General features: G+C 65.0%; 21 protein-coding genes. 7 read left to right on the top strand and 14 right to left on the bottom strand.

The window, feature by feature from the left end:
- The first annotated feature begins 63 nt into the window (after window positions 1-63).
- The 4 genes from raiA to NJH59_RS19130 are packed head-to-tail and all read left to right on the top strand — an operon-like array spanning window position 64 to window position 1,999.
- Window positions 64-372 carry a ribosome-associated translation inhibitor RaiA gene (gene raiA / locus NJH59_RS19145; protein ID WP_043862459.1) on the top strand — a complete coding sequence of 103 codons (309 nt, stop codon included), beginning with the start codon at window positions 64-66 and terminating at the stop codon, window positions 370-372.
- A gap of 12 nt (window positions 373-384) precedes the next feature.
- Window positions 385-849, top strand: a complete 465-nt coding sequence (ptsN, locus tag NJH59_RS19140; RefSeq protein WP_043862460.1) for a PTS IIA-like nitrogen regulatory protein PtsN — start codon at window positions 385-387, stop codon at window positions 847-849.
- Between the two features lie 2 nt (window positions 850-851).
- Window positions 852-1,706 carry an RNase adapter RapZ gene (rapZ, locus tag NJH59_RS19135; protein WP_043862461.1) on the top strand — a complete coding sequence of 285 codons (855 nt, stop codon included), beginning with the start codon at window positions 852-854 and terminating at the stop codon, window positions 1,704-1,706.
- A gap of 20 nt (window positions 1,707-1,726) precedes the next feature.
- A complete protein-coding gene (locus NJH59_RS19130) occupies window positions 1,727-1,999 on the top strand; it encodes an HPr family phosphocarrier protein (protein WP_043862462.1) in 273 nt (90 codons plus the stop codon).
- A 15-nt stretch (window positions 2,000-2,014) separates the two neighbouring features.
- On the opposite strand, the gene NJH59_RS19125 is transcribed toward NJH59_RS19130, so the two are convergent.
- The 6 genes from NJH59_RS19125 to pmbA form a co-directional block, all read right to left on the bottom strand.
- The gene (locus NJH59_RS19125) at window positions 2,015-2,908 is read right to left on the bottom strand and encodes a ZIP family metal transporter (RefSeq protein WP_058541430.1); all 894 of its coding nucleotides are present in this window, start codon (window positions 2,906-2,908) and stop codon (window positions 2,015-2,017) included.
- Between the two features lie 11 nt (window positions 2,909-2,919).
- Window positions 2,920-3,531, bottom strand: a complete 612-nt coding sequence (locus tag NJH59_RS19120; RefSeq protein WP_043862464.1) for a superoxide dismutase — start codon at window positions 3,529-3,531, stop codon at window positions 2,920-2,922.
- A 1-nt stretch (window position 3,532) separates the two neighbouring features.
- On the bottom strand, window positions 3,533-3,994 hold the full coding sequence (locus tag NJH59_RS19115; protein ID WP_043862465.1) for a hypothetical protein: 462 nt from the start codon (window positions 3,992-3,994) through the stop codon (window positions 3,533-3,535).
- 29 nt (window positions 3,995-4,023) lie between these two features.
- Window positions 4,024-5,400, bottom strand: coding sequence for a lyase family protein (locus NJH59_RS19110; RefSeq protein ID WP_058541428.1), 1,377 nt, complete (start codon window positions 5,398-5,400; stop codon window positions 4,024-4,026).
- Window positions 5,393-5,794: a hypothetical protein gene (locus NJH59_RS19105; protein WP_043862467.1), complete on the bottom strand. Its 402-nt coding sequence runs from the start codon at window positions 5,792-5,794 to the stop codon at window positions 5,393-5,395. Before NJH59_RS19105 ends, NJH59_RS19110 begins: the two co-directional genes overlap by 8 nt.
- 169 nt (window positions 5,795-5,963) lie before the next feature.
- Window positions 5,964-7,310 carry a metalloprotease PmbA gene (gene pmbA, locus NJH59_RS19100; RefSeq protein ID WP_253087180.1) on the bottom strand — a complete coding sequence of 449 codons (1,347 nt, stop codon included), beginning with the start codon at window positions 7,308-7,310 and terminating at the stop codon, window positions 5,964-5,966.
- Between the two features lie 108 nt (window positions 7,311-7,418).
- Between pmbA and yjgA the strand changes: the two genes are divergently transcribed.
- Window positions 7,419-7,940, top strand: coding sequence for a ribosome biogenesis factor YjgA (gene yjgA / locus NJH59_RS19095; protein WP_043862469.1), 522 nt, complete (start codon window positions 7,419-7,421; stop codon window positions 7,938-7,940).
- A gap of 42 nt (window positions 7,941-7,982) precedes the next feature.
- Here yjgA and tldD read toward each other — a convergent pair whose 3' ends face one another.
- The 8 genes from tldD to mreB form a co-directional block, all read right to left on the bottom strand.
- Entirely contained in the window at window positions 7,983-9,422 is a 1,440-nt protein-coding gene (gene tldD / locus NJH59_RS19090) for a metalloprotease TldD (RefSeq protein ID WP_043862470.1), read from the bottom strand.
- Window positions 9,423-9,424: 2 nt separating this feature from the next.
- Window positions 9,425-10,276 carry a carbon-nitrogen hydrolase family protein gene (locus NJH59_RS19085; RefSeq protein WP_253087179.1) on the bottom strand — a complete coding sequence of 284 codons (852 nt, stop codon included), beginning with the start codon at window positions 10,274-10,276 and terminating at the stop codon, window positions 9,425-9,427.
- A gap of 9 nt (window positions 10,277-10,285) precedes the next feature.
- The gene (locus NJH59_RS19080; RefSeq protein WP_253087178.1) at window positions 10,286-14,101 is read right to left on the bottom strand and encodes a YhdP family protein; all 3,816 of its coding nucleotides are present in this window, start codon (window positions 14,099-14,101) and stop codon (window positions 10,286-10,288) included.
- A gap of 79 nt (window positions 14,102-14,180) precedes the next feature.
- Window positions 14,181-15,638, bottom strand: coding sequence for a ribonuclease G (gene rng / locus NJH59_RS19075; RefSeq protein ID WP_043862473.1), 1,458 nt, complete (start codon window positions 15,636-15,638; stop codon window positions 14,181-14,183).
- A gap of 88 nt (window positions 15,639-15,726) precedes the next feature.
- Window positions 15,727-16,332 carry a nucleoside triphosphate pyrophosphatase gene (locus tag NJH59_RS19070; protein WP_043862474.1) on the bottom strand — a complete coding sequence of 202 codons (606 nt, stop codon included), beginning with the start codon at window positions 16,330-16,332 and terminating at the stop codon, window positions 15,727-15,729.
- A 37-nt stretch (window positions 16,333-16,369) separates the two neighbouring features.
- Window positions 16,370-16,858: a rod shape-determining protein MreD gene (gene mreD, locus NJH59_RS19065; protein ID WP_043862475.1), complete on the bottom strand. Its 489-nt coding sequence runs from the start codon at window positions 16,856-16,858 to the stop codon at window positions 16,370-16,372.
- Window positions 16,858-17,895 carry a rod shape-determining protein MreC gene (gene mreC, locus NJH59_RS19060; RefSeq protein WP_196933096.1) on the bottom strand — a complete coding sequence of 346 codons (1,038 nt, stop codon included), beginning with the start codon at window positions 17,893-17,895 and terminating at the stop codon, window positions 16,858-16,860. Before mreC ends, mreD begins: the two co-directional genes overlap by 1 nt.
- A gap of 157 nt (window positions 17,896-18,052) precedes the next feature.
- Complete coding sequence (mreB, locus tag NJH59_RS19055) at window positions 18,053-19,090, bottom strand: rod shape-determining protein MreB (protein ID WP_008371426.1); 1,038 nt, start codon at window positions 19,088-19,090, stop codon at window positions 18,053-18,055.
- Window positions 19,091-19,295: 205 nt separating this feature from the next.
- On the opposite strand from mreB, the gene gatC reads away from it, so the two are divergent.
- On the top strand, window positions 19,296-19,583 hold the full coding sequence (gatC, locus tag NJH59_RS19050; protein ID WP_043862477.1) for an Asp-tRNA(Asn)/Glu-tRNA(Gln) amidotransferase subunit GatC: 288 nt from the start codon (window positions 19,296-19,298) through the stop codon (window positions 19,581-19,583).
- 16 nt (window positions 19,584-19,599) lie between these two features.
- On the top strand, window positions 19,600-21,051 hold the full coding sequence (gene gatA / locus NJH59_RS19045; RefSeq protein ID WP_043862478.1) for an Asp-tRNA(Asn)/Glu-tRNA(Gln) amidotransferase subunit GatA: 1,452 nt from the start codon (window positions 19,600-19,602) through the stop codon (window positions 21,049-21,051).
- Window position 21,052: the final 1 nt, after the last annotated feature.

The following is a 21,052-nucleotide window of genomic DNA, read 5'->3' as shown; positions in this document are numbered from 1 at the left end:
CCGCAATTCAGTGGCAGGCGCAACACCTGCCTCTTATGCACCGGCAACAAAAGGAGAAGCTGTATGCAAGTCAATATCAGTGGACAGCATGTAGAAGTCACTCCGCCACTGCGCGAGTATGTCGAGCAGAAGCTGAAACGACTGGAGGGTCACTTCGACAAGATCACCAACGTGACGGTGATCATGAAGGTCGAAAAGCTTCAGCAGAAAATTGAGGCTACCTTGCAGATCCCGGGCGGCGAAGTGGTTGCCAACGCCGAACATCAAGACATGTATGCAGCGATCGACGCCCTTACCGACAAGCTCGACCGCCAACTGAAAAAACACAAGGAAAAACAGCAAAGCCTCCTGCAAGGTGCAGCGGCCCGCTGATCCCCCCCACCCATGATCCGACTAGAAGATATCCTGACCCCCGGCCGTTCCCTCGTGAACGTGCCGGGCGGCAGTAAAAAGCGTGCGCTCGAACAGATTGCCAATCTGATCGGCAAGGAAGTACCCGAGCTGGACACCCAAACCGTGTTCGAGAGCCTGATCGCCCGTGAAAAACTGGGTTCGACCGGCTTCGGCAATGGTATCGCCATCCCGCACTGCCGCTTGAAAGGTTGTGAAAAACCGGTAAGCGCCCTGCTGCACCTGGACGCTCCCATCGACTTCGACGCCATCGATGGCGCCCCCGTCGACCTGCTGTTTCTGCTGCTGGTCCCGGAAGCCGCCACCGATGCGCACCTTGAGCTGCTGCGCCAGATCGCCAGCATGCTCGACCGCAAGGACGTGCGCGACAAACTGCGTGCGGCCACCGATAGCCAATCCCTGTACCAGGTCGTACTGGACGTGCAAAACGGGCACTGAACATGCGCTTGATCATCGTCAGCGGTCGCTCCGGCTCCGGCAAGAGCACCGCGCTCGCGGTACTTGAGGACAACGGCTACTACTGCATCGACAACCTGCCTGCCGGGCTGTTGCCGCAACTGGCCGAAAACGCACTGATCAATACCGAGCTGCTGCAGCCGCTGGTGGCCGTTTCCATCGACGCGCGCAACCTGCCCAGCCACCTGAGCCGCTTCCCCGAGCTGCTGGAGGATGCCCGCAGCAAGCACATCCATTGCGATGTGGTGTACCTGGACGCCGACGAGGAAACCCTGCTCAAGCGCTTCTCGGAGACGCGCCGACGCCACCCGCTGACCAACACGCAACGCTCCCTGGCCGAAGCCATCCGGGTAGAGAGCGACCTGCTGGGGCCGATCGCCGACCTGGCCGACCTCAAGATCGACACCACCAACCTCAACCTGTACCAGCTGCGCGACTCGATCAAGCTGCGTCTGCTCAACCAGCCCGAGCCTGGCACGGCGTTTCTGGTGGAGTCGTTCGGCTTCAAGCGTGGCATGCCGGTCGACGCCGACCTGGTGTTCGATGTGCGCTGCCTGCCCAACCCCTATTGGAAGCCCGAGCTGCGGGATCATTCGGGGTTGGAGCAACCGGTCATCGACTACCTGGCCGCGCAACCGGACGTCGAGGAGATGTTCCAGGACATTTCGTCGTACCTGCTCAAGTGGCTGCCACGGTTCGCCGCCAGCAACCGGGCCTATGTCACCATCGCCATCGGCTGCACCGGCGGTCATCATCGCTCGGTGTACATCACCGAACGCCTGGGCCAGGTGCTGCAACAAACATTGAAGAACGTCCAGGTTCGCCACCGCGACCTCTAGCCCTCAGGATCCCGCCCGCGATGCCCGCCATTGAAATCGAGATTATCAACAAGCTGGGGCTGCACGCCCGGGCAGCGGCCAAGTTCGTTGGCGTGGCGGGCAAGTACCCGTGTTCGGTGCGTGTAGGCCGTACCCCGGAGTCGATGGTCGATGGCAAGAGCATCATGGCCGTGATGATGCTCGCCGCCGGCAAGGGCACGAGCATCCACCTCAAGACCGAAGGCGAACAGGAAGCCGAAGCGCTGCAAGGCCTGGTCGAACTGATCAACAACTATTTCGACGAAGGCGAGTAACCTCGCCTTCTCGCTTCAGGACAACGCGGTATCCATCACCATCATCAGGCAGAAGCCGATGCACAGCCCCAGGCTGGCCAGGCGATGATTGCCGTTGCTGCGTGACTCGGGAATGATCTCCTGGGTCACCACCAGCAACATGGCCCCGGCAGCGAAAGCCAGGCCCAGCGGCAGCATCAGTTCGGCGACGCTCACCACCCACGCGCACAGCACCGCCGCCAGTGGCTCCACCAGCCCGGATGCCGCGCCGATCAGAAACGCCTTGAAACGGCCCATCCCCGCTCCAGCCAGCACCAGCGCGATCACCAACCCCTCTGGCACATCCTGCAGGGCGATACCCATGGCCAGGCTGTCGGCATCCGGCATGCCGCCACCGGCCGACACCCCGATGGCCATGCCTTCGGGGATGTTGTGGGCAATGATGGCAATCACGAACACCCAGATGCGCGCCGGAATCACCGGCCTGCCGGGCACGGCGACCAGGTCGTCCGGTGTTGCGCCCGAGACCCTGCGGTCCACCAGGTAGATGCAGAACGCACCGAACAGCAGGCCGAAGCTGATCAGGCCACCTGCCCCCCATTTGCCGAAGCCGACCGCCTGTGCGGCGTCCAGCCCCGGGATGATCAACGAGAACGCCGTGGCGGCCAGCATCACGCCTGCACCGAACCCCATCAGGGTATCGGCCACGGCCACCGGCATGCTGCGAATCACCAACACCGGCACTGCGCCCAGGGCAGTGCCCAGCGCACACATGGCCCCACCCTCAAGCGCACGCAACATCCGCGGTTCCAGGTCCAGCCAGGCGAAGCCCTGTACCAGCAGCAACGCCGTCCCCACCAACAGCAGCAGTGTGCCCAGCGCCAACCTGAACAGGCGCACACCGCCAATGGCCATCACCTCCGAGCGCATGCCGCTAGGACTCACACCAGGGCAGCAACGTAGCGACGCTCTACTTCGGACCAGTTGATCACGTTGTAGAAGGCGCCGATGTATTCGGGGCGACGGTTCTGGTACAGCAGGTAGTAGGCATGCTCCCACACGTCCAGGCCAAGAATGGGCGTATTGCCATTCATCAGCGGGCTGTCCTGGTTGCCGCTGCTCTCTACCACCAGGGTTTTCTGCGGCGTTACGCTCAGCCACGCCCAGCCACTGCCGAAGCGGGTCAGCGCAGCCTTGGTGAACGCATCCTTGAATGCCTCGAAACCGCCCAGCTGGTCATCGATCGCCTCGCCCACCGCGCCGTGGGGCTGACCGCCGCCGCCGGGCGCCATCACCGTCCAGAACAGACTGTGGTTGGCGTGCCCGCCGCCCTGGTTGATCACTGCGGCCTGCAGATTCTGCGGCAGGCTCTTGACGCTGGCGACCAGCTGCTCGATCGGCCACTCGGCGTATTCGGTGCCCTCGATGGCGGCATTGAGGTTGTTGATGTAGGTCTGGTGGTGCTTGCTGTGGTGAATCTGCATGGTCTGGGTGTCGATGTGCGGTTCCAGCGCATCGTAGGCGTACGGCAATGCAGGCAAGGTATGCGGCATATCAGTGGGTTCCATAATGAAGGGCTGGGGGCTGTAGTTGTTCCTGGCCGGCAAACAGCGCCGGCTGCGCCCCCTGGCGGTAGAGCAGGCGTTCGGTACGGGGGTACTGGCCATACTCGCTGATGAAATTGAGCAGTTCGGTGTAGGTCTTGCTGCTCTGGCGCAGCGCCGCATCGCGCAGCAACGGCGAAAGGCGCTGATCCTGGCTGGCCTGCAACAGGCGCTGGTGGATGGCGCACAGGTACTCGGCGCTCTCCTGCGGCTGCTTGAGGCGCAAATGCAGGTCGGCCAGGTTGTGGTGCGAAATCACACAGGCGGCCACCGCCTCGTCGGCGTCCTGCCAGCGCTCGAACAACACCTGGGCCAAGGCCAGGGCCTGCAAGTACAACTCGCGGGCATCCACCAGATCGCCCTGTTGGAACAGGCGGTTGGCTATTTCAGTGGTGCGTTTCCAATGCTGCATGACAGAAACCTCCGAAGCGGTGGGCGGTGTCAGATACCGCCGGCCGTGAGTTTTTCAGGGTCGAGCAGGACTTCCAGCTGGCTGCGCGGCAGGTCGGTGTGTTCCAGCGCAACCTCGATGATCGGGCGCCCCTGCTTGTAGGCGGTCTTGGCGATTTCGGCAGCCTTCTGGTAGCCGATGATCGGGTTCAGCGCGGTCACCAGGATCGGGTTGCGCGCCAGGGCTTCCTTGAGCTTGGGTTCGTTGACCTTGAAGGTGGCGATAGCCTTGTCGGCCAGCAGACGGCTCACATTGGCCATCAGCTCGATGCTGCCCAGCAGGTTCTGCGCAATGATCGGCAGCATCACGTTCAGTTCGAAGTTGCCCGACTGGCCCGCCACGGCGATGGCCGCATCGTTGCCGATGACCTGCGCGGCCACCATGGCGGTGGCTTCCGGAATCACCGGGTTGACCTTGCCCGGCATGATCGAGGAGCCGGGCTGCAGCCCTTCAAGCTCGATCTCGCCCAGCCCGGCAAGCGGGCCGGAGTTCATCCAGCGCAGGTCGTTGGCGATCTTCATCAGGGCCACGGCGGTGGCCTTGAGCTGACCGGAAACAGCCACGGCGGTGTCCTGCGAGCCGATCAGGGCAAACAGGTTTTCCCCCGGCACGAACTGCACCCCGGTCAGGCCGCTCAGTTGCTGGCTGAAGCGCGCGGCGAACGCGGGGTGGGCGTTGATCCCGGTGCCCACCGCAGTGCCGCCCTGGGCCAGGGCCTGCAGGCTTGGCAGGGTGTCGTTCAAGTGACCGATGCCCGCCTTGACCTGTGCCGCCCAGCCGCCCAGCACCTGGCTCATGCGCACGGGCATGGCGTCCATCAGGTGGGTGCGACCGGTCTTGATGAACGGGTGCACTTGCTCGGCCTTGTGCTCGATCACCTGCACCAGGTGCTTGAGCGCCGGCAGCAGTTGTTCGTGCAGGGCCAGCGCGGCGCTCACGTGGATGGTGGTGGGGATGATGTCGTTGCTGCTCTGGCCGCAGTTGACATGGTCATTTGGGTTTACCGTGTCGCCCAGCACACGGCTGGCCAGGGTCGCGATCACCTCGTTGGCATTCATGTTGGAGCTGGTGCCGGAGCCGGTCTGGTACACGTCGACCGGGAAGTGCTGCATGAAATCGCCAGCCAGCAACTGTTCCACGGCGGTGACGATGGCAGCGCCCTGTGCCTGGCTGATCTGCTCCAGCTCGACGTTGGCCTTGGCGGCGGCGGCCTTGGCCAGCAGCAGGGCCCGGATGAACTGGGTCGGCATGCGCTGCTGGCTGATCGGGAAGTTGTTCACCGCGCGCTGGGTCTGGGCGCCATACAGGGCCTCGGCCGGCACCTGCAGCTCACCCATGCTGTCACGCTCGATACGGGTATTACTCATCATCAAGTCCTTGCATCAGTTCAGCGAAAGAAATCGAAGGCAGCAGCGTGCAGTTCGCCAGTTGCAGGGCGAAGGGCTGCCAGCGCTGGCCGTGCTCGCCGCCGTCGAGCTTGCGCAGCTGCAGCAGCGGCTTCCAGGCCTGGTCCAGGCACAAGCAGCGCCAATGCCACGGCAGCATGCGGTCGCACGCGGTGTCGAGCAGCAGGCGGAAGGAAGTCAAGGCGACGGTCCAGGCCGAGGTCTCGGTGCAGCAGACCAGGTAGCGACCTTCGGCCAGGTAGTGTTCGATCAGGCGCGGCTCGTCGGGCTCGAGGGCACAGCGAATTCGCCGGCTCAGCCAGCGCCAGTTTTCGAGGTAGGGCAATTCGTGAAGGACAGGTCTCATGAACATCATCGCCTAGATAATGATAGTCATTATTAAGTGATAATCAGAATCAGTTCAAGTGCAACCAAAGGCGAAAAGCAAAAAGCCCGGCACGGGGCCGGGCTTCGATGTGTAACCTGAGGTGGCCCCTTCGCCGGCAACGCCGGCGCCTACGGGGACCGCGCACAGGCCGGCGGTGTCAGCTGCCGGCGACCGTCATGCGCTCGATCAGCACCGAGCCTGTGTGAATATTGCTACGGGTTTCAAGATCGTTGCCGATAGCGACAATCTGCTGGAACATGTCCTTCATGTTGCCGGCAATCGTGACTTCCTGAACCGCAAACTGGATCTCGCCGTTCTCCACCCAGTACCCCGCTGCGCCGCGCGAATAGTCACCGGTCACCATGTTCAAGCCATGCCCCATCAGCTCGGTCACCAGCAACCCGCGCCCCATGCGGCGCAGCAATGCAGCCTGATCTTCGACCCCATGCGTCACGAACAGGTTGTGCACGCCACCGGCGTTGGCGGTGCTTGGCAGCCCCAGCTTGCGTCCGGAATAGGTGCTCAGCACATACGACACCAGCTCGCCATTTTCGACGAACGGCTTGGCATAGGTCGCCAGGCCGTCCCCATCGAACGAGGCACTGCCCAGGGCACGCTGCAGGTGCGGCCGCTCGTCCAGAGTCAGCCAGCTGGGGAACAGGCGCTGGCCCATGCAGCCTTCCAGAAACGACGACTTGCGGTACAGGTTGCCGCCGGAAATCGCCGACAGGAAACTGCCGAACAACCCGCCGGCCAGCTCCGCCGAGAACAGCACCGGTACCTCGCAGGTCGGCACCGGACGTGCGCCCAGGCGCGCCGCCGCACGCTGCGCAGCGCGACGCCCGATCCTCTGCGGATCGGCCAGCAGCTCGCCCTGGCGGTTCACGTCATACCAGTAGTCACGCTGCATCTGCCCGTCACCTTCGGCGATCATCACGCAGCTCAGGCTGTGGCGGGTGGAGGCGTAGCCACCGATGAAGCCGTGGCTGTTGCCGTACACCCGGCATCCCTGGTGGGTGCTGAGTGTGGTGCCATCGGCGTTCTTGATGCGGGCATCGGTGTCGAACGCCGCAGCTTCGCAGGCCAGGGCCTTTTCGATGGCCTGCTCGGGGGTGATGTCCCAGGCGTGATAGAGGTCGAAATCCTGCAGGTCACGGGCCATCAGGGCCGGGTCGGCCAGGCCCGAGCATTCGTCCTCGGAGGTGTGCTTGGCGATGGCCAGGGCCGCCGCCACGGTTTCGCGAATGGCATCGCTGCCACTGGCTGAGGTGCTTGCCGAGCCCTTGCGCTGGCCCACATACAGGGTGATGCCGAAGCCCTGGTCGCGGTTGAACTCCACCGTCTCCACCTCGCGCTGGCGCACCGAGGTCGACAACCCCTGCTCCAGCGATACGGCCACTTCGCAGGCGCTGGCGCCCTGGCGCCGGGCTTCGGCGATGATCTGTTCGACCTGTTCCTGCAACGCCGGCAGGGCCTGCGGACCTACGCTCTGGACTGCACTCATGGTTTTCTCCACTCAAATTCTGCGTTCGGCTCGGGTCAATCTACGACCGGACCGGACAAGCGGCCCCCGACTGGTTATCATGGCGGCGATTCTCAGCGGACTGCCCCCATGGTTGATTCTTACGACACCGCCTTCGACGGCGAAAAAAGCAAAACCCAAATCAAGCGCGAGATGCAGGCGCTGGTTGATATGGGCGAGCGCCTTACCACGCTCAAGCCCGATATCCTGGCCAAACTGCCCTTGACCGACGAACTGCGCGCGGCCCTGGAAGAGCACAAGCGGCACACCGCGAACGAAGCCAAGCGCCGTCACAAGTCGTTCATCGGCAAGCTGATGCGCGACCAGGACATCGACGCGATCCTCGCGCTGCTCGACCAGCTCGACGCCTCTTCGCGCCAGTACAACGAACGCTTCCACAACCTCGAACGCTGGCGCGACCGGCTGATCGGCGGCACCGACGACGTACTGGAGAAGTTCGTCCAGGAATACCCGGACGCCGATCGCCAGCAGCTGCGCTCGCTGATCCGCCAGGCCCAGCACGAGCTGGCGCGCAACAAGGCGCCCACCGCCAGCCGCAAGATCTTCAAGTACATCCGCGACCTCGACGAAATCCAGCGCGGCCTGCGCTGATTCTCGCCACCGGGCAGGCACCCTGCCCGCCCGGTTTCATGCTCATGCGCCCGTGCCACCCACGGTGATCGCATCGATCTTCAGGGTCGGCTGGCCAACGCCCACCGGCACCGACTGCCCATCCTTGCCACAGGTACCCACACCACTGTCCAGCGACAGGTCGTTGCCGACCATCGACACCCGGCTCATGGCCTCGGGGCCGTTGCCGATCAGCGTCGCACCCTTGACCGGCGCGGTGATCTTGCCGTCTTCGATCAGGTAAGCCTCGCTGGTGGAGAACACGAACTTGCCGCTGGTGATGTCCACCTGGCCACCGCCGAGGTTGGCGCAGTAGATGCCACGCTTGACCGAGGCGATGATCTCAGCCGGGTCGCTTTCGCCGGCGCGCATGTAGGTGTTGGTCATGCGTGGCATCGGCAGGTGCGCATACGACTCGCGCCGCCCGTTGCCGGTGACTGCCATGCCCATCAGGCGGGCATTGAGCTTGTCCTGCATGTAGCCCTTGAGAATGCCGTTCTCGATCAGTGTGGTGCATTCGGTCGGGGTGCCTTCGTCATCCACGCTCAACGAACCGCGGCGCCCTTCGAGGGTGCCGTCGTCGACGATGGTGCACAGGCTGGACGCGACCTTCTCGCCCAGGTGGCCACTGTAGGCCGAGCTGCCCTTGCGGTTGAAATCGCCCTCCAGGCCATGCCCGACCGCCTCGTGCAGCAGCACACCGGACCACCCGGCGCCCATCACCACCGGCAAGGTGCCGGCCGGTGCCGGAATGGCCTCGAGGTTGACCAGTGCCTGGCGCAGCGCTTCGCGGGCAAAACCCATCACCCGCTCGTCGGTGAAGTAGCGGTAGTCGGTGCGCCCGCCGCCGCCATGCCCGCCACGTTCGCGACGGCCATTCTGCTCGACGATCACACTGACGTTGAAGCGCACCAGCGGCCGCACGTCGGCCGCCAGGCTGCCATCGGCAGCGGCCACCAGAATGCGCTCCCACACCCCGGCCATGCTCACGCTGACCTGCTGGATACGCGGGTCCAGGGCACGCGTGGCCACGTCGACACGCTTGAGCAGCTCGACCTTCTCGGCGCGGCTGAGCACATCCAGCGGGTTGCCCGGCGCATACAGCGCGGTCACGTCCTGGCTCTTGAAGGCCTGCACGCTGCCATTCTGGCCGGCGCGGGAAATGGAGCGCGCGGCGCGTGCAGCGGAAGTCAGGGCTTCGAGGTTGATCGCGTTGCTGTAGGCAAAGCCGGTCTTTTCACCAGACTGGGCGCGTACCCCGACCCCCTGGTCGAGGTTGAAGCTGCCTTCCTTGACGATGCCGTCTTCAAGCGCCCAGGACTCTGAAATCTGGCCCTGGAAGTACAGGTCGGCGGCGTCGATTCCCGGCCCGGCCAACTCGCCCAGCACCGATTGCAGGCTGTCGAGGGTCAGGCCGCCCGGCGCCAGCAGGTGATCGCTGACAGTGGATAACAACTCGCTCATAGTCACTCCGAGGTGTGCGCAGGCCGCAATGCGTCCTGCGAAAAAAAGCGCCGGTGCGAGGCCACCGGCATCCGCGCCCGAATGGACGCCTGTTCGCTGCTGTCGCGGGGCGCCAGCAGCACCGCTTCACCGCTGGCCTGCTGGGCAACGATACGCCCCCAGGGGTCGACGATGGCGGCATGGCCATGGGTTTCCCGTGACCCCGGGTGCGTGCCGCCCTGGGCGGCCGCCAATACGTAACACTGTGTCTCTATGGCCCTGGCGCGAATCAGCACGTCCCAATGGGCCGCACCGGTTACTGCAGTAAAGGCTGCCGGTGCACTGATCAGTTCGGCTCCGGCCGCACGCAGCGCGCTGTACAGCTCGGGAAAGCGCAGGTCGTAGCACACGCTCAGGCCCAGGCGCCCCACCGGGGTATCGGCCACCACCACCCGCGCGCCGTGGGCATAATCGTCCGACTCGCGGTAGCGGCCACGGTTGTCGGCCACATCCACATCGAACAGATGCAATTTGTCGTAGCGGGCCACCTGCTCGCCGTGCTCGTCGACCAGCAGGGAGCAGGCATGGGCTTTGGCCTCGGGCCGGTCGAGCGGCGGCAGCGGCAAGGTGCCCGCTACAATCCATAACCTGAGGTCGCGGGCGGCCTGTTTCAACCATGGCAGGATCGGCCCCTCCCCCAGCGCCTCGGCCCGGCCGATGGCGGCGCTGTCGCGCCGGCCCATGGCAGCGAAGTTTTCCGGCAGCACCGCCAGCCGCGCGCCCCCTTCGGCAGCCCGCTCCAGCAGGGCACGGGCCCGCGCCAGGTTGCCCGGCACATCGTCCTGGCTGACCATCTGAATAACCGCTGACGTCATGTCCATGTTCTAGCGCGACTTCTCGAAAGGTTTGATAAAGCTAATCTTAGGCTCTTTCCACGGGCCCTCGACGCGGTAATGCACACTGGCATAGCGCGCCACCCGATCCCCCAGCAGCCGGTCCACCAGGAACAGCGCCCCGCCCACCGCTGGCGCGCCCACGATCAGCGCCGCCAGGGGCAGGTTGTTGGTCACCGGCAAGGTCACCTGCAAGGTCGCATCGACCCGGTCCCGAACCATGTCCAGGGTGCCATCAAGCTCGAGGTTACTGGACGGGCCGGTCAGGGTGATCGGCTCGCGCGTCACATACACCCCCTCGCTTGCCACCAGCAGGCCCTTGACCCGGTCGTAGCTCAGGCCCTTGTCGAGCAGGTCGGAGAAGTCCAGGCGCAGGCGCCGGCCGATCGAGTTGAAATTGAGCAGGCCGAACACGCGCAAGGCCTGCGCCCCGCCTTCCACTTCGACGAACTGCCCCTTGCGCAGCAGGGCATCGAGGTTGCCGGAGAAGTGCTTGAGGCTGACCCAGGCCGGCGACCCCTGCCAGCGTCCGTCCACGTCCAGGCGGAAGTCTCGGCTGGTCACCGTCGGCGCGAAGCCCCAGGCGGTCAGCACATCGGCCAGGTTCTTGCCTTCCAGGCGCCCCTTGTACCAGCTGTCGCTGCGCCCCGGCGTGCCTTCCCAGGTGGCGGTGCCATCGATCGCCAGGCCCTTGAGGTTCAGGTCCAGGTCGTTCAGGGCCACGCCCTTGGAGGTGGGACGGGTTTTCAGCGCGACGCTGCCGAGCAGATCATCGCCAAGGAACAGCCTGCCGATGCTCAGGTCGATCGCCGGGATCTTGCGCGGGTCGACATCGGCCAGCGGGTCCGGTCCGTCCACTGCGCTGGCGTCGGCCGGGTCGGACGGCGGCAGGTGGAGGGTCGGCAGGTTGATCACGATCGGGGCGCCCTTGGCATCGGGCAGGCGGGCCGTGCCGATGACCTCCTTGCTGTCCAGGCGCAGGTTCCAGAAGTTGCTCCCGCGGTCCAGGCGTACCACTGCCTGGTTGAGGGTCTGGCCAAAGCCCTTGAGCTGGCCGATGCTCACGTCCAGGCTGTTGAGCACCTGCCGGGCATTGCCACCCGGATCGTCACCGGCCATCTGCTCGAACTGCTTCTGCCAGGGCTCAATGTCCAGCTGGGCGAGCCGGCCACGCACCCGCAGGCCCTGACCGGCCGGCAGTTGCGCCGTGCCGTTGCCCAGCAGCAGCTCACCGCGCCCCTGGCCGAGCTTGCCGGCAGGCGCGGCATAGGCCAGCCTGGCGACGTCGGCGTAGGCCACATCGAAGCGCTGTTGCGGCCCTTGCAGGTTCATCTTGAACTGCGTGGCCCGGGTTTCGCTGACCGCCTTGCCGAATGGCGCCGGCAGGTCCACTTTCAGGCCCTTGAGGGTAGAGTCGATGCTCAGCTGGTTTTCGCGGCTGCCGACACTGACCTGCAACTGGTAGGAAATTTCTCCGGAGGCTGGCAAGGGCTGGGTGAATTTCAGCCAGTCGGTCAGCGCCTTCAAGGCGATCTGGCCCTTGGCGGCGATACGGGTCTGCAATTGCCCAGGCTGCCCCTCGGCAAAGATCTGTGCGCTGATGGGCTTGTCGAAGGCGCGCGCGGTGATGTTCTGGCCGCTGAGCCCCTTGTCGAAGTCGAAGCGGAAAGTGCCGTTCAACTGGCTCAGCTCCAGCGGCGGTTCACTCAGCTTCAGGCGCGCCTGTTCGGTGCTGAAGTCCACCAGCACCTTGGGCTGCTGGCCGTGCTCCAGGGGGATATCGAGCTTGAGCTTGCCCTGCAGCGGGCCCTCGCCTTCCCAGCCGGCGAAGGTCGGGCCGGTACCGATCGGCGCGTCCTGCAGGATCTTCACCCCGTCGGCCAGGCGCCCGTCGAACTCTCCGTCCAGGTACAGGTGGGTATGCTCGCCTTCGTTCACATGGGGAATGTTCACGTCCACATTGCGCACCCGGGTGCCGAGCAACTGCCCGCTGCGCGCCTTGACCCGCACACCGGTGTCCTCGATGAACACGTCGCCATCGACCTTGCTCACGTGGGGCCAGCCGGGCTGGAAGTCCAGCTCGGCGTCATGCACCTTGAAGAACAGGCTGATGCTGCGCGACTCGGGGGTCGCGCCGTGGTGCAGCGAGCCCTGGTACTGGAAGTAGCCTTCATCCACCGCGCCCTTGAGGATTGCGGTGCGCAACCAGTGGTCCAGTGCAGGGCTGAGCACTTCGGGCAGGTACTTGGCGGTGTAGCGGCCATCGCCGTCGACCAGGCCCACACGCAGGTCCATGTAGTCTTCGCGTGCATCGTCGAACAGCAGCCGGATCAGGAAGTCGCCGGCAATCCTGCCCTCGTCACCCAGCACCTTAAGGTACGGCGCAACCAGGGTGAAACCCTCGGAGTCCAGTCGCCAGGTCAGGCGTGCATTGGCCTTCAGGTAATGCCAGGGGTCGGCGAAGATCGGCGTCAGGTGCAGCATGAACTTGTCGGTGTCCAGGCGCAGCTCGCCCTGGCCCAGGTCGCCGCTGATGCTGCCGCTGACATTCCCGGCAGCGGGGGCGCCGTGGTAGGCATTGAAGCCGACGCGGTCCAGGTTGGCTGCAAAGCTCAGGCGCTGATCGCCTTCGGCCCTGGGCCGCACGTCCAGGCGCACATTGCGCAGGCCGCCGGTGACCTTGAGGCCCTCGACCACGGCCATGCCCGCCTCCGGCAGCGGCGCGAGCGCCTGGATCAGCGGGGTCAGCGGGGTAAAATCGAGGCGGTCGGCCTGGATCGCCCACACTTCATCGGCCGGCTCGGTGGCGGCGCTCTGCCTGAGTTGAACGTGGGATTCCCAGCGGGTGTCGCCCAGGCTCATGGCCAGGGAATCGAGCACCACGTCAAAGCCCTTGTCGCTACGCCTGAACCAGGCATTGAGCGCCAGGTTCTCGACCTTTACCGCCTTGCGACCGGCATGCGCACCCTTGAGCTGCGGCGCGTTGAGGCGCAGCGTCGCGGTCTGCAACTGGCCTTTGCCCCACCCTACCCAGGCCTCGCCACCGGCACGCAGTTCGCTGGCCGTGTACGGGCCCAGCAGCCGCGCCGGCACCCATTTGGCCCAGTCGCTCTGTGGCAGGCTGAGGTAGGCATCCACCGCACCGTCGTGCCACTGGTCGGCGCGCACGCGGCTGCGCAGGCTCAGGCTCATCGGCTGGCCGTCGGGCAGGGTCAGGCGCGCATCCAGGCGCTGGCGCACGCTGCCGGTCTGCAGCCCGAGGCTCACATAGGTCAGGGTCATCGGCTCATGCGCGAACGGCTCCAGGGTCACCTGGCTGTCGAGCACCGACACCTTCGCCACCACCTGGCTGCGTTCGAGCAACTGCTGTACATCCAGTGGCTGATCATCCTGCACCGGCAGACCCTTGAGGCTCCAGTGACCGTTTTCATCTTCGTGCAGGTTCAGTTGCAGGCCGCCCAGTTCGACCTGGGCCAGGCGGACCTGGCGCTGCATCAGGCTGGCCCACAGGTCGGGCACCACCTTGACCTCGTCCAGGCGCAAGGCGCCGGCGCCTTCGCCCAGCTGCACGTCGCGCACGCGCAACACCGGCGCAAGACCGCTCCAGCGGCCTTCCAGGGCACCGATATGCACCGGCATGCCCAGTGCGGCCTCGGCCTTCTGCTCCACCTCGGCGCGGTACTCGGCAACCAGTGGCACCAGCTCGCGGCCAAGGCTGACGTACAACGCCACCAGCACGGCAAGCAAGGCGCACAGGCCAAGCCCCCAACGGGTCAAGATGCCCAGAACGCGGATCAGACGCTCCATGGCAAGGGCTCCCCGTGTGGTCCGTTAACTATGGCCCGGTACGCGCAGTTTTCCAGCGCAGGGTAGGTTTCAACGCGAGTCAGAGCAGCACCACATCGTATTGTTCCTGGGAATACATGGACTCCACCTGGAAGCGGATGGTTCGCCCGATGAATGCCTCCAGCTCCGCCACGTTGCCCGATTCCTCGTCGAGCAGGCGGTCCACCACCTTCTGGTTGGCCAGCACCCGGTAGCCTTCGGCCTGGTAGGCGCGGGCCTCGCGCAGGATCTCGCGGAAAATTTCGTAACAGATGGTCTCAGGGGTCTTCAGCTTGCCGCGGCCCTGGCAACTGGCGCATGGTTCGCACAGCACCTGTTCAAGGCTTTCGCGGGTGCGCTTGCGGGTCATCTGCACCAGCCCCAGCTCGGTGATGCCGATGATGTTGGTCTTGGCGTGATCACGTTCCAGCTGTTTTTCCAGGGTACGCAGTACCTGGCGCTGGTGCTCTTCGTCTTCCATGTCGATGAAGTCGATGATGATGATGCCGCCGATGTTGCGCAGGCGCAGTTGGCGGGCAATCGCCGTGGCAGCCTCCAGGTTGGTCTTGAAGATGGTCTCTTCGAGGTTGCGGTGGCCGACGAAGGCCCCGGTGTTGACGTCGATGGTGGTCATAGCCTCGGCCGGGTCAACCACCAGGTAGCCGCCGGACTTGAGCGGCACCTTGCGCTCCAGCGCACGCTGGATCTCGTCCTCGACGCCATACAGGTCGAAGATCGGCCGCTCCCCCGGGTAGTGCTCCAGGCGGTCGGCGATTTCCGGCATCAGCTCGGCGACGAACTGCGTGGTCTTCTGGAAGGTTTCCCGTGAATCGATGCGGATCTTCTCGATCTTGGGGTTGACCAGGTCGCGCAGGGTACGCAGGGCCAGGCCCAGGTCTTCGTAGATTTCGGTGGGTGCGCCAACGGTCTTGATCTGGGCCCCGATCTGGTCCCACAAGCGACGCAGGTAGCGGATGTCCATGACGATCTCGTCGGCGCCGGCGCCCTCGGCCGCGGTGCGCAGGATGAACCCGCCGGCGTCCTGGATGTTCTCCTGGGCGATGCAGTCGGTGACCACCTGCTTGAGCCGCTCGCGTTCGCCTTCGTCCTCGATCTTCAGCGAGATGCCCACATGGCTGGTACGCGGCATGTACACCAGATAGCGCGACGGGATCGACAGCTGGGTAGTCAGGCGTGCGCCCTTGGAGCCGATCGGGTCCTTGGTCACCTGCACCACCAGGCTCTGGCCTTCGTGCACCAGGGCACTGATGGTCTCGACACTGGCGCCTTCGCGCTGGGAGATTTCCGAGGCGTGGATGAACGCCGCGCGCTCCAGGCCGATGTCGACGAACGCCGCCTGCATGCCGGGCAGCACCCGCACCACCTTGCCCTTGTAGATGTTGCCGACGATGCCCCGCCGCTGGGTGCGCTCGACGTGCACCTCCTGAAGAACACCGTTCTCCACCACCGCCACGCGTGATTCCATCGGCGTGATATTGATCAGAATCTCTTCACTCATGGCAGGCTCTCGTCAAAGGTCTTCAGCTAATGATGGATTGCCCGGCGGTCGCTGGCGAGCAATTAAAGGGGTACGGGCAGTTCCTCGCTCAACGGGGCGGCAGGCCTTGCCAGCAGGGAATGGCAAATTGCTCCAGCAGCTCGGCGGTTTCGCTCAGCGGCAAGCCGACCACCGCCGAGTAGCTGCCCTGCAGCGCCTTGACGAAAATTGCCGCCAGGCCCTGGATCGCGTAGCTGCCGGCCTTGTCCTGCGGCTCGCCGCTGGCCCAGTAGGCCAGGGCCTGTTCGGGGCTGATGGGGCGCAGGCTGACGCGGCTGGCAACGTTCACGCTCAGGCAGCGCTCGCCATCGGTCACCGCCACTGCCGTCAGCACGTCGTGCTCGCGTCCGGACAATGCGGCCAGCATGGCCAGGGCGTCGGCCTGCCCCTGCGGCTTGCCGAGGATCTGCCCGTCAAGCACCACCGCAGTGTCGGCGCCCAGTACCGCCAGGTGCCCTTCCACGCCGCTGGCGCGCAACACCGCCAGGCCGGCAGCCGCCTTCTCGCGCGCCAGGCGCTCGACATAGGCGTCAGCCGGTTCGGCATCCAGAGGGGTTTCATCGATGCTGGCGGCCACCGGGGTGAACGGCACGCCGATCTGGGAGAGCAGCTCACGTCGGCGTGGCGAACCAGAGGCCAGGTACAGCGGGGTCATGTGACGTCTCCGTGTCAGCGTCGGTGGGCAACGCGAATCAGTTGATACTCAGGCGTCGGCGCAGGCCGCGCAAGGCGAAGCTGATCCAGGGCCACAGCAGCGCACTGATCACCGCCGGCCACACCAGCGCCAGGGTCGGCTGGCGATTGCCGGTCAGGGCGCTGAGCCACAGCTGAACCAGCTGGGCCAGGCCGAAGATCACCAGAATCACCAGGCTCTGCTGCCACATGGGGAACATGCGCAGGCGTTGCTGCAGCGACAGCACCAGGAAGGTGATAAGCACCAGCACCAGGGCGTTCTGCCCCAGCAGCGTGCCGTACAGCACGTCCTCGGCAAGCCCCAGCACGAATGCGGTGGTCATGCCGACCTTGTGCGGCAGGTGCAGCGTCCAGAAGGCCAGCAGCAGGGCCAGCCACAGCGGACGGAAAATCTCCATGAACGGCAGCGTGGGCCACACGCTCAGCAGCAGGCCGATCAGGAAGGTCAACCAGACCACCCAACCGTTGCGGCTACGGGTACTGCTCATCAGTGTCTCTCCCGAGAAGTGGCCGGGGCGGCTGCAGGGGCAGCGGGCGCGGCGGCAGGAGCAGGTGCAGGGGTTGGCGCAGGCGTGCCCGGCGCAGCGGGTGCGGCAGGTGCGCCCGGCGCGGCAGCCGGCATGCTGCCATCGATCGGGCTCTGCGCCTGGCGATCAGCCGCTTCCTGAGCCTGCGCGGCATCGGCGGCGCGCTGTTCGGGGGTACGGCTGTCGGAAAACACCAGCAGCATGTAGCGGCTGCGGTTGAGCGCCGCGGTCGGCACCGCCCGCACGATGGCGAACGGCTGCCCGGAGTCGTGGATCACCTCGCGCACCGTGGCCACCGGGTAGCCGGCCGGGAAGCGCTGGCCCAGGCCGGAACTGACCAGCAGGTCGCCTTCCTTGATGTCGGCGGTGTCGGCCACGTGGCGCAGTTCCAGGCGTTCGGGATTGCCGGTGCCGCTGGCAATCGCGCGCAGGCCGTTGCGGTTGACCTGCACCGGAATGCTGTGGGTGGTGTCGGTGAGCAGCAGTACCCGCGAGGTGTACGGCATCAGCTCGACCACCTGGCCCATCAGGCCACGGGCGTCGAGCACCGGCTGGCCCAGCACCACGCCGTCGCGTTCGCCCTTGTTGATCAGGATGCGGTGGGTAAAGGGGTTGGGGTCGACGCCGATCAGCTCGGCCACCTCGACCTTCTCGTTGACCAGCGCCGAGGAGTTGAGCAACTCGCGCAGGCGCACGTTCTGCTCGGTCAGGGCCGCCAGCTTCTGCAGGCGACCTTGCAGCAGCAAGGCTTCGGTCTTGAGTTTCTCGTTCTCGGCGATCAGCTCGGTGCGGCTGCCGAACTGGCTGGCCACGCCCTGCCACATGCGTTGCGGGAAGTCGCTGATGGTATAGGAAGGCATCAGCACCAGCGCCATCTGGCTGCGCAGCGGCTTGAGCAAGGTAAAGCGGGCGTCCACCACCATCAGGGCGATAGACAGCACAACCAGCACAAGCAGGTGCACGCCCAGCGAAGGGCCTTTGGCGAAAAGCGGTTTAATAGGCCGCTCCTCGAAGATTCAGGGGGTCATTCATACGGCAACGCACCGGCCTGCTTGCAGGATGGATGGAAACGACGCCCACACGCGCCACCAGCACATACAGGTAGCACTGTGGGCGCTACCTGTAAACCGGGGGACGGGGCGGGCGGTCAGCAAATCACTCGCTGGAGAGCAGGTCCATGGTGTGTTTGTCCATCATCTCCAGCGCGCGACCGCCGCCACGGGCGACACAGGTCAGCGGGTCTTCGGCGACGATCACCGGCAGGCCGGTTTCCTGGGCCAGCAGCTTGTCCAGGTCGCGCAGCAGCGCACCACCACCGGTCAGCACCAGGCCGCGCTCGGCGATGTCCGAAGCCAGCTCCGGTGGCGATTGCTCCAGGGCGCTCTTGACCGCCTGCACGATGGTCGCCAGCGATTCCTGAAGGGCTTCGAGCACTTCGTTGGAGTTCAGGGTGAAGGCACGTGGCACGCCTTCGGCCAGGTTGCGGCCGCGTACGTCGACTTCACGCACTTCGCCGCCCGGGTAGGCAGTACCGATTTCCTGCTTGATACGCTCGGCGGTGGACTCGCCGATCAGGCTGCCGTAGTTGCGGCGCACGTAGGTGACGATGGCCTCGTCGAAACGGTCGCCACCCACACGCACGGATTCGGCGTACACCACACCATTGAGGGAGATCAGTGCGATTTCGGTGGTACCACCACCAATATCGACGACCATCGAACCACGGGCTTCCTCGACCGGCAGGCCGGCACCGATGGCGGCGGCCATTGGCTCTTCGATCAGGAACACTTCACGGGCACCGGCACCGAGGGCCGACTCGCGAATGGCGCGGCGCTCTACCTGGGTCGACTTGCACGGAACGCAGATCAGCACGCGAGGGCTGGGCTGCAGAAAACTGTTTTCGTGAACCTTGTTGATGAAGTACTGCAGCATCTTTTCGCAGACGCTGAAATCGGCGATCACGCCGTCCTTCATCGGACGAATGGCAGCGATGTTGCCGGGCGTACGGCCGAGCATGCGCTTGGCCTCGGTGCCGACAGCGACGACACTTTTCTGGTTGCCGTGAGTACGAATGGCCACAACCGAAGGCTCATTCAGGACGATACCGCGCTCACGCACGTAAATAAGGGTGTTGGCAGTGCCCAGGTCGATGGAAAGATCGCTGGAAAACATGCCACGCAGTTTCTTGAACATGGGAAAGTGACCCTAGGCAACGCGTGGGTAAAAAAGTGCGGCAAACTCTAACAACGGCGGGGATTTTGGGCAAGGCGCCAATATGTTAAATTGGCAGTTTTTCCGAGCAAGCCAGCACACAATCGCGGCCTTATGACCGTAAATCTGCCAGCATGTTCCTCATTCGCGGACCAATTCCGTTTTTTGTTTTCCCCTGGAGATCCCCATGGCGCTTGAACGCTGCGACGTGGAAAAGATCGCTCACCTGGCCCGCCTGGGCCTCAATGAAGCCGATCTTCCGCGCACTACCGATGCCTTGAACAGTATTCTGGGTTTGGTCGACCAGATGCAAGCGGTCGACACCACTGGCATCGAGCCACTGGCCCACCCCCTTGAAGCCCGTCAGCGCCTGCGTGCCGACGTGGTAACAGAAAGTAACCAGAGAGACAGCTACCAGGCCATCGCCCCGGCGACCGAAAGCGGCCTGTACCTGGTTCCTAAAGTCATCGAGTAAGGGAATAGAGCCTGCCATGCATCAACTGACCCTGGCCGAGATCGCCCGCGGACTCGCCGACAAAGCCTTTTCTGCCGAAGAGCTGACCCGCACGCTACTGGCGCGCATCCAGCAGCTCGACCCGCAAATCAACAGTTTCATCAGCGTCACCGAAGACCTGGCCCTGGACCAGGCGCGTGCCGCCGACGCCCGCCGTGCTGGCGGTGAAACCGGCGCCCTGCTGGGCGCCCCCATCGCCCACAAGGACCTGTTCTGCACCCAGGGCGTGCGCACCAGCTGCGGCTCGAAGATGCTCGACAACTTCGTCTCGCCGTATGACGCCACCGTGGTCAGCAAGCTGGCCGAGGCCGGCATGGTCACCCTGGGCAAGACCAACATGGACGAGTTCGCCATGGGTTCGGCCAACGAATCCAGCCACTACGGCGCGGTGAAGAACCCGTGGAACCTCGAACACGTGCCGGGCGGTTCGTCCGGCGGTTCGGCCGCTGCCGTGGCCGCGCGCCTGCTGCCGGCCACCACCGGCACCGACACCGGCGGTTCGATCCGCCAGCCGGCGGCGCTGACCAACCTCACCGGCCTCAAGCCGACCTACGGTCGCGTGTCGCGCTGGGGCATGATTGCCTACGCCTCCAGCCTCGACCAGGGTGGCCCGCTGGCGCGTACCGCCGAAGACTGCGCGCTGCTGCTGCAGGCCATGGCCGGTTTCGACGCCAAGGACTCCACCAGCATCGACGAACCGGTGCCCGACTACAGCGCCCCGCTCAACGCCTCGCTGCAGGGCCTGCGCATCGGCCTGCCGAAGGAGTACTTCGGTGCCGGCCTGGACCCGCGCATCGCCGACCTGATCCAGGCCAGCGTCAAGGAGCTGGAAAAGCTCGGCGCGGTGGTCAAGCAGATCAGCCTGCCGAACATGCAGCACGCGATCCCTGCGTACTACGTCATCGCCCCGGCCGAAGCCTCGTCCAACCTCTCGCGTTTCGACGGCGTGCGCTTCGGCTACCGCTGCGAAGACCCCAAGGACCTCACCGACCTGTACAAGCGTTCGCGCGGTGAAGGCTTCGGCCCCGAGGTGCAGCGGCGCATCATGGTCGGCGCCTACGCGCTGTCGGCCGGCTACTACGATGCCTACTACCTGCAGGCGCAGAAGATCCGCCGCCTGATCAAGAACGACTTCATGGCCGCCTTCGAAGAGGTCGACGTGATTCTCGGCCCGACCACGCCCAACCCGGCCTGGAAGCTTGGCGCCAAGAACAGCGACCCGGTCGCCGCCTACCTGGAAGACGTCTACACCATCACCGCCAACCTCGCCGGCCTGCCAGGCCTGTCGATGCCGGCCGGTTTTGTCGACGGCCTGCCGGTCGGCGTGCAACTGCTGGCCCCGTATTTCCAGGAAGGCCGCCTGCTCAACGTCGCGCACCGCTATCAGCAAGTGACTGATTGGCACACCCGCGCACCTACCGGCTTCTGAG

It is taken from the genome of Pseudomonas sp. VE 267-6A (assembly GCF_024126555.1).
Lineage (GTDB): Bacteria > Pseudomonadota > Gammaproteobacteria > Pseudomonadales > Pseudomonadaceae > Aquipseudomonas > Aquipseudomonas palmensis.
The sequence above is the reverse complement of the archived record's forward strand: the minus strand, read 5'-3'. Positions and strand labels throughout refer to the sequence as shown.

Bases quoted from the DNA above. Each gene is read 5' to 3' on its own strand.
- raiA (WP_043862459.1), top strand. From the start codon at position 64: ATGCAAGTCAATATCAGTGGACAGCATGTAGAAGTCACTCCGCCACTG.
- ptsN (WP_043862460.1), top strand. From the start codon at position 385: ATGATCCGACTAGAAGATATCCTGACCCCCGGCCGTTCCCTCGTGAAC.
- rapZ (WP_043862461.1), top strand. From the start codon at position 852: ATGCGCTTGATCATCGTCAGCGGTCGCTCCGGCTCCGGCAAGAGCACC.
- NJH59_RS19130 (WP_043862462.1), top strand. From the start codon at position 1,727: ATGCCCGCCATTGAAATCGAGATTATCAACAAGCTGGGGCTGCACGCC.
- NJH59_RS19125 (WP_058541430.1), bottom strand. From the start codon at position 2,908: ATGCGCTCGGAGGTGATGGCCATTGGCGGTGTGCGCCTGTTCAGGTTG.
- NJH59_RS19120 (WP_043862464.1), bottom strand. From the start codon at position 3,531: ATGCCGCATACCTTGCCTGCATTGCCGTACGCCTACGATGCGCTGGAA.
- NJH59_RS19115 (WP_043862465.1), bottom strand. From the start codon at position 3,994: ATGCAGCATTGGAAACGCACCACTGAAATAGCCAACCGCCTGTTCCAA.
- NJH59_RS19110 (WP_058541428.1), bottom strand. From the start codon at position 5,400: ATGAGTAATACCCGTATCGAGCGTGACAGCATGGGTGAGCTGCAGGTG.
- NJH59_RS19105 (WP_043862467.1), bottom strand. From the start codon at position 5,794: ATGATGTTCATGAGACCTGTCCTTCACGAATTGCCCTACCTCGAAAAC.
- pmbA (WP_253087180.1), bottom strand. From the start codon at position 7,310: ATGAGTGCAGTCCAGAGCGTAGGTCCGCAGGCCCTGCCGGCGTTGCAG.
- yjgA (WP_043862469.1), top strand. From the start codon at position 7,419: ATGGTTGATTCTTACGACACCGCCTTCGACGGCGAAAAAAGCAAAACC.
- tldD (WP_043862470.1), bottom strand. From the start codon at position 9,422: ATGAGCGAGTTGTTATCCACTGTCAGCGATCACCTGCTGGCGCCGGGC.
- NJH59_RS19085 (WP_253087179.1), bottom strand. From the start codon at position 10,276: ATGACGTCAGCGGTTATTCAGATGGTCAGCCAGGACGATGTGCCGGGC.
- NJH59_RS19080 (WP_253087178.1), bottom strand. From the start codon at position 14,101: ATGGAGCGTCTGATCCGCGTTCTGGGCATCTTGACCCGTTGGGGGCTT.
- rng (WP_043862473.1), bottom strand. From the start codon at position 15,638: ATGAGTGAAGAGATTCTGATCAATATCACGCCGATGGAATCACGCGTG.
- NJH59_RS19070 (WP_043862474.1), bottom strand. From the start codon at position 16,332: ATGACCCCGCTGTACCTGGCCTCTGGTTCGCCACGCCGACGTGAGCTG.
- mreD (WP_043862475.1), bottom strand. From the start codon at position 16,858: ATGAGCAGTACCCGTAGCCGCAACGGTTGGGTGGTCTGGTTGACCTTC.
- mreB (WP_008371426.1), bottom strand. From the start codon at position 19,090: ATGTTCAAGAAACTGCGTGGCATGTTTTCCAGCGATCTTTCCATCGAC.
- gatC (WP_043862477.1), top strand. From the start codon at position 19,296: ATGGCGCTTGAACGCTGCGACGTGGAAAAGATCGCTCACCTGGCCCGC.
- gatA (WP_043862478.1), top strand. From the start codon at position 19,600: ATGCATCAACTGACCCTGGCCGAGATCGCCCGCGGACTCGCCGACAAA.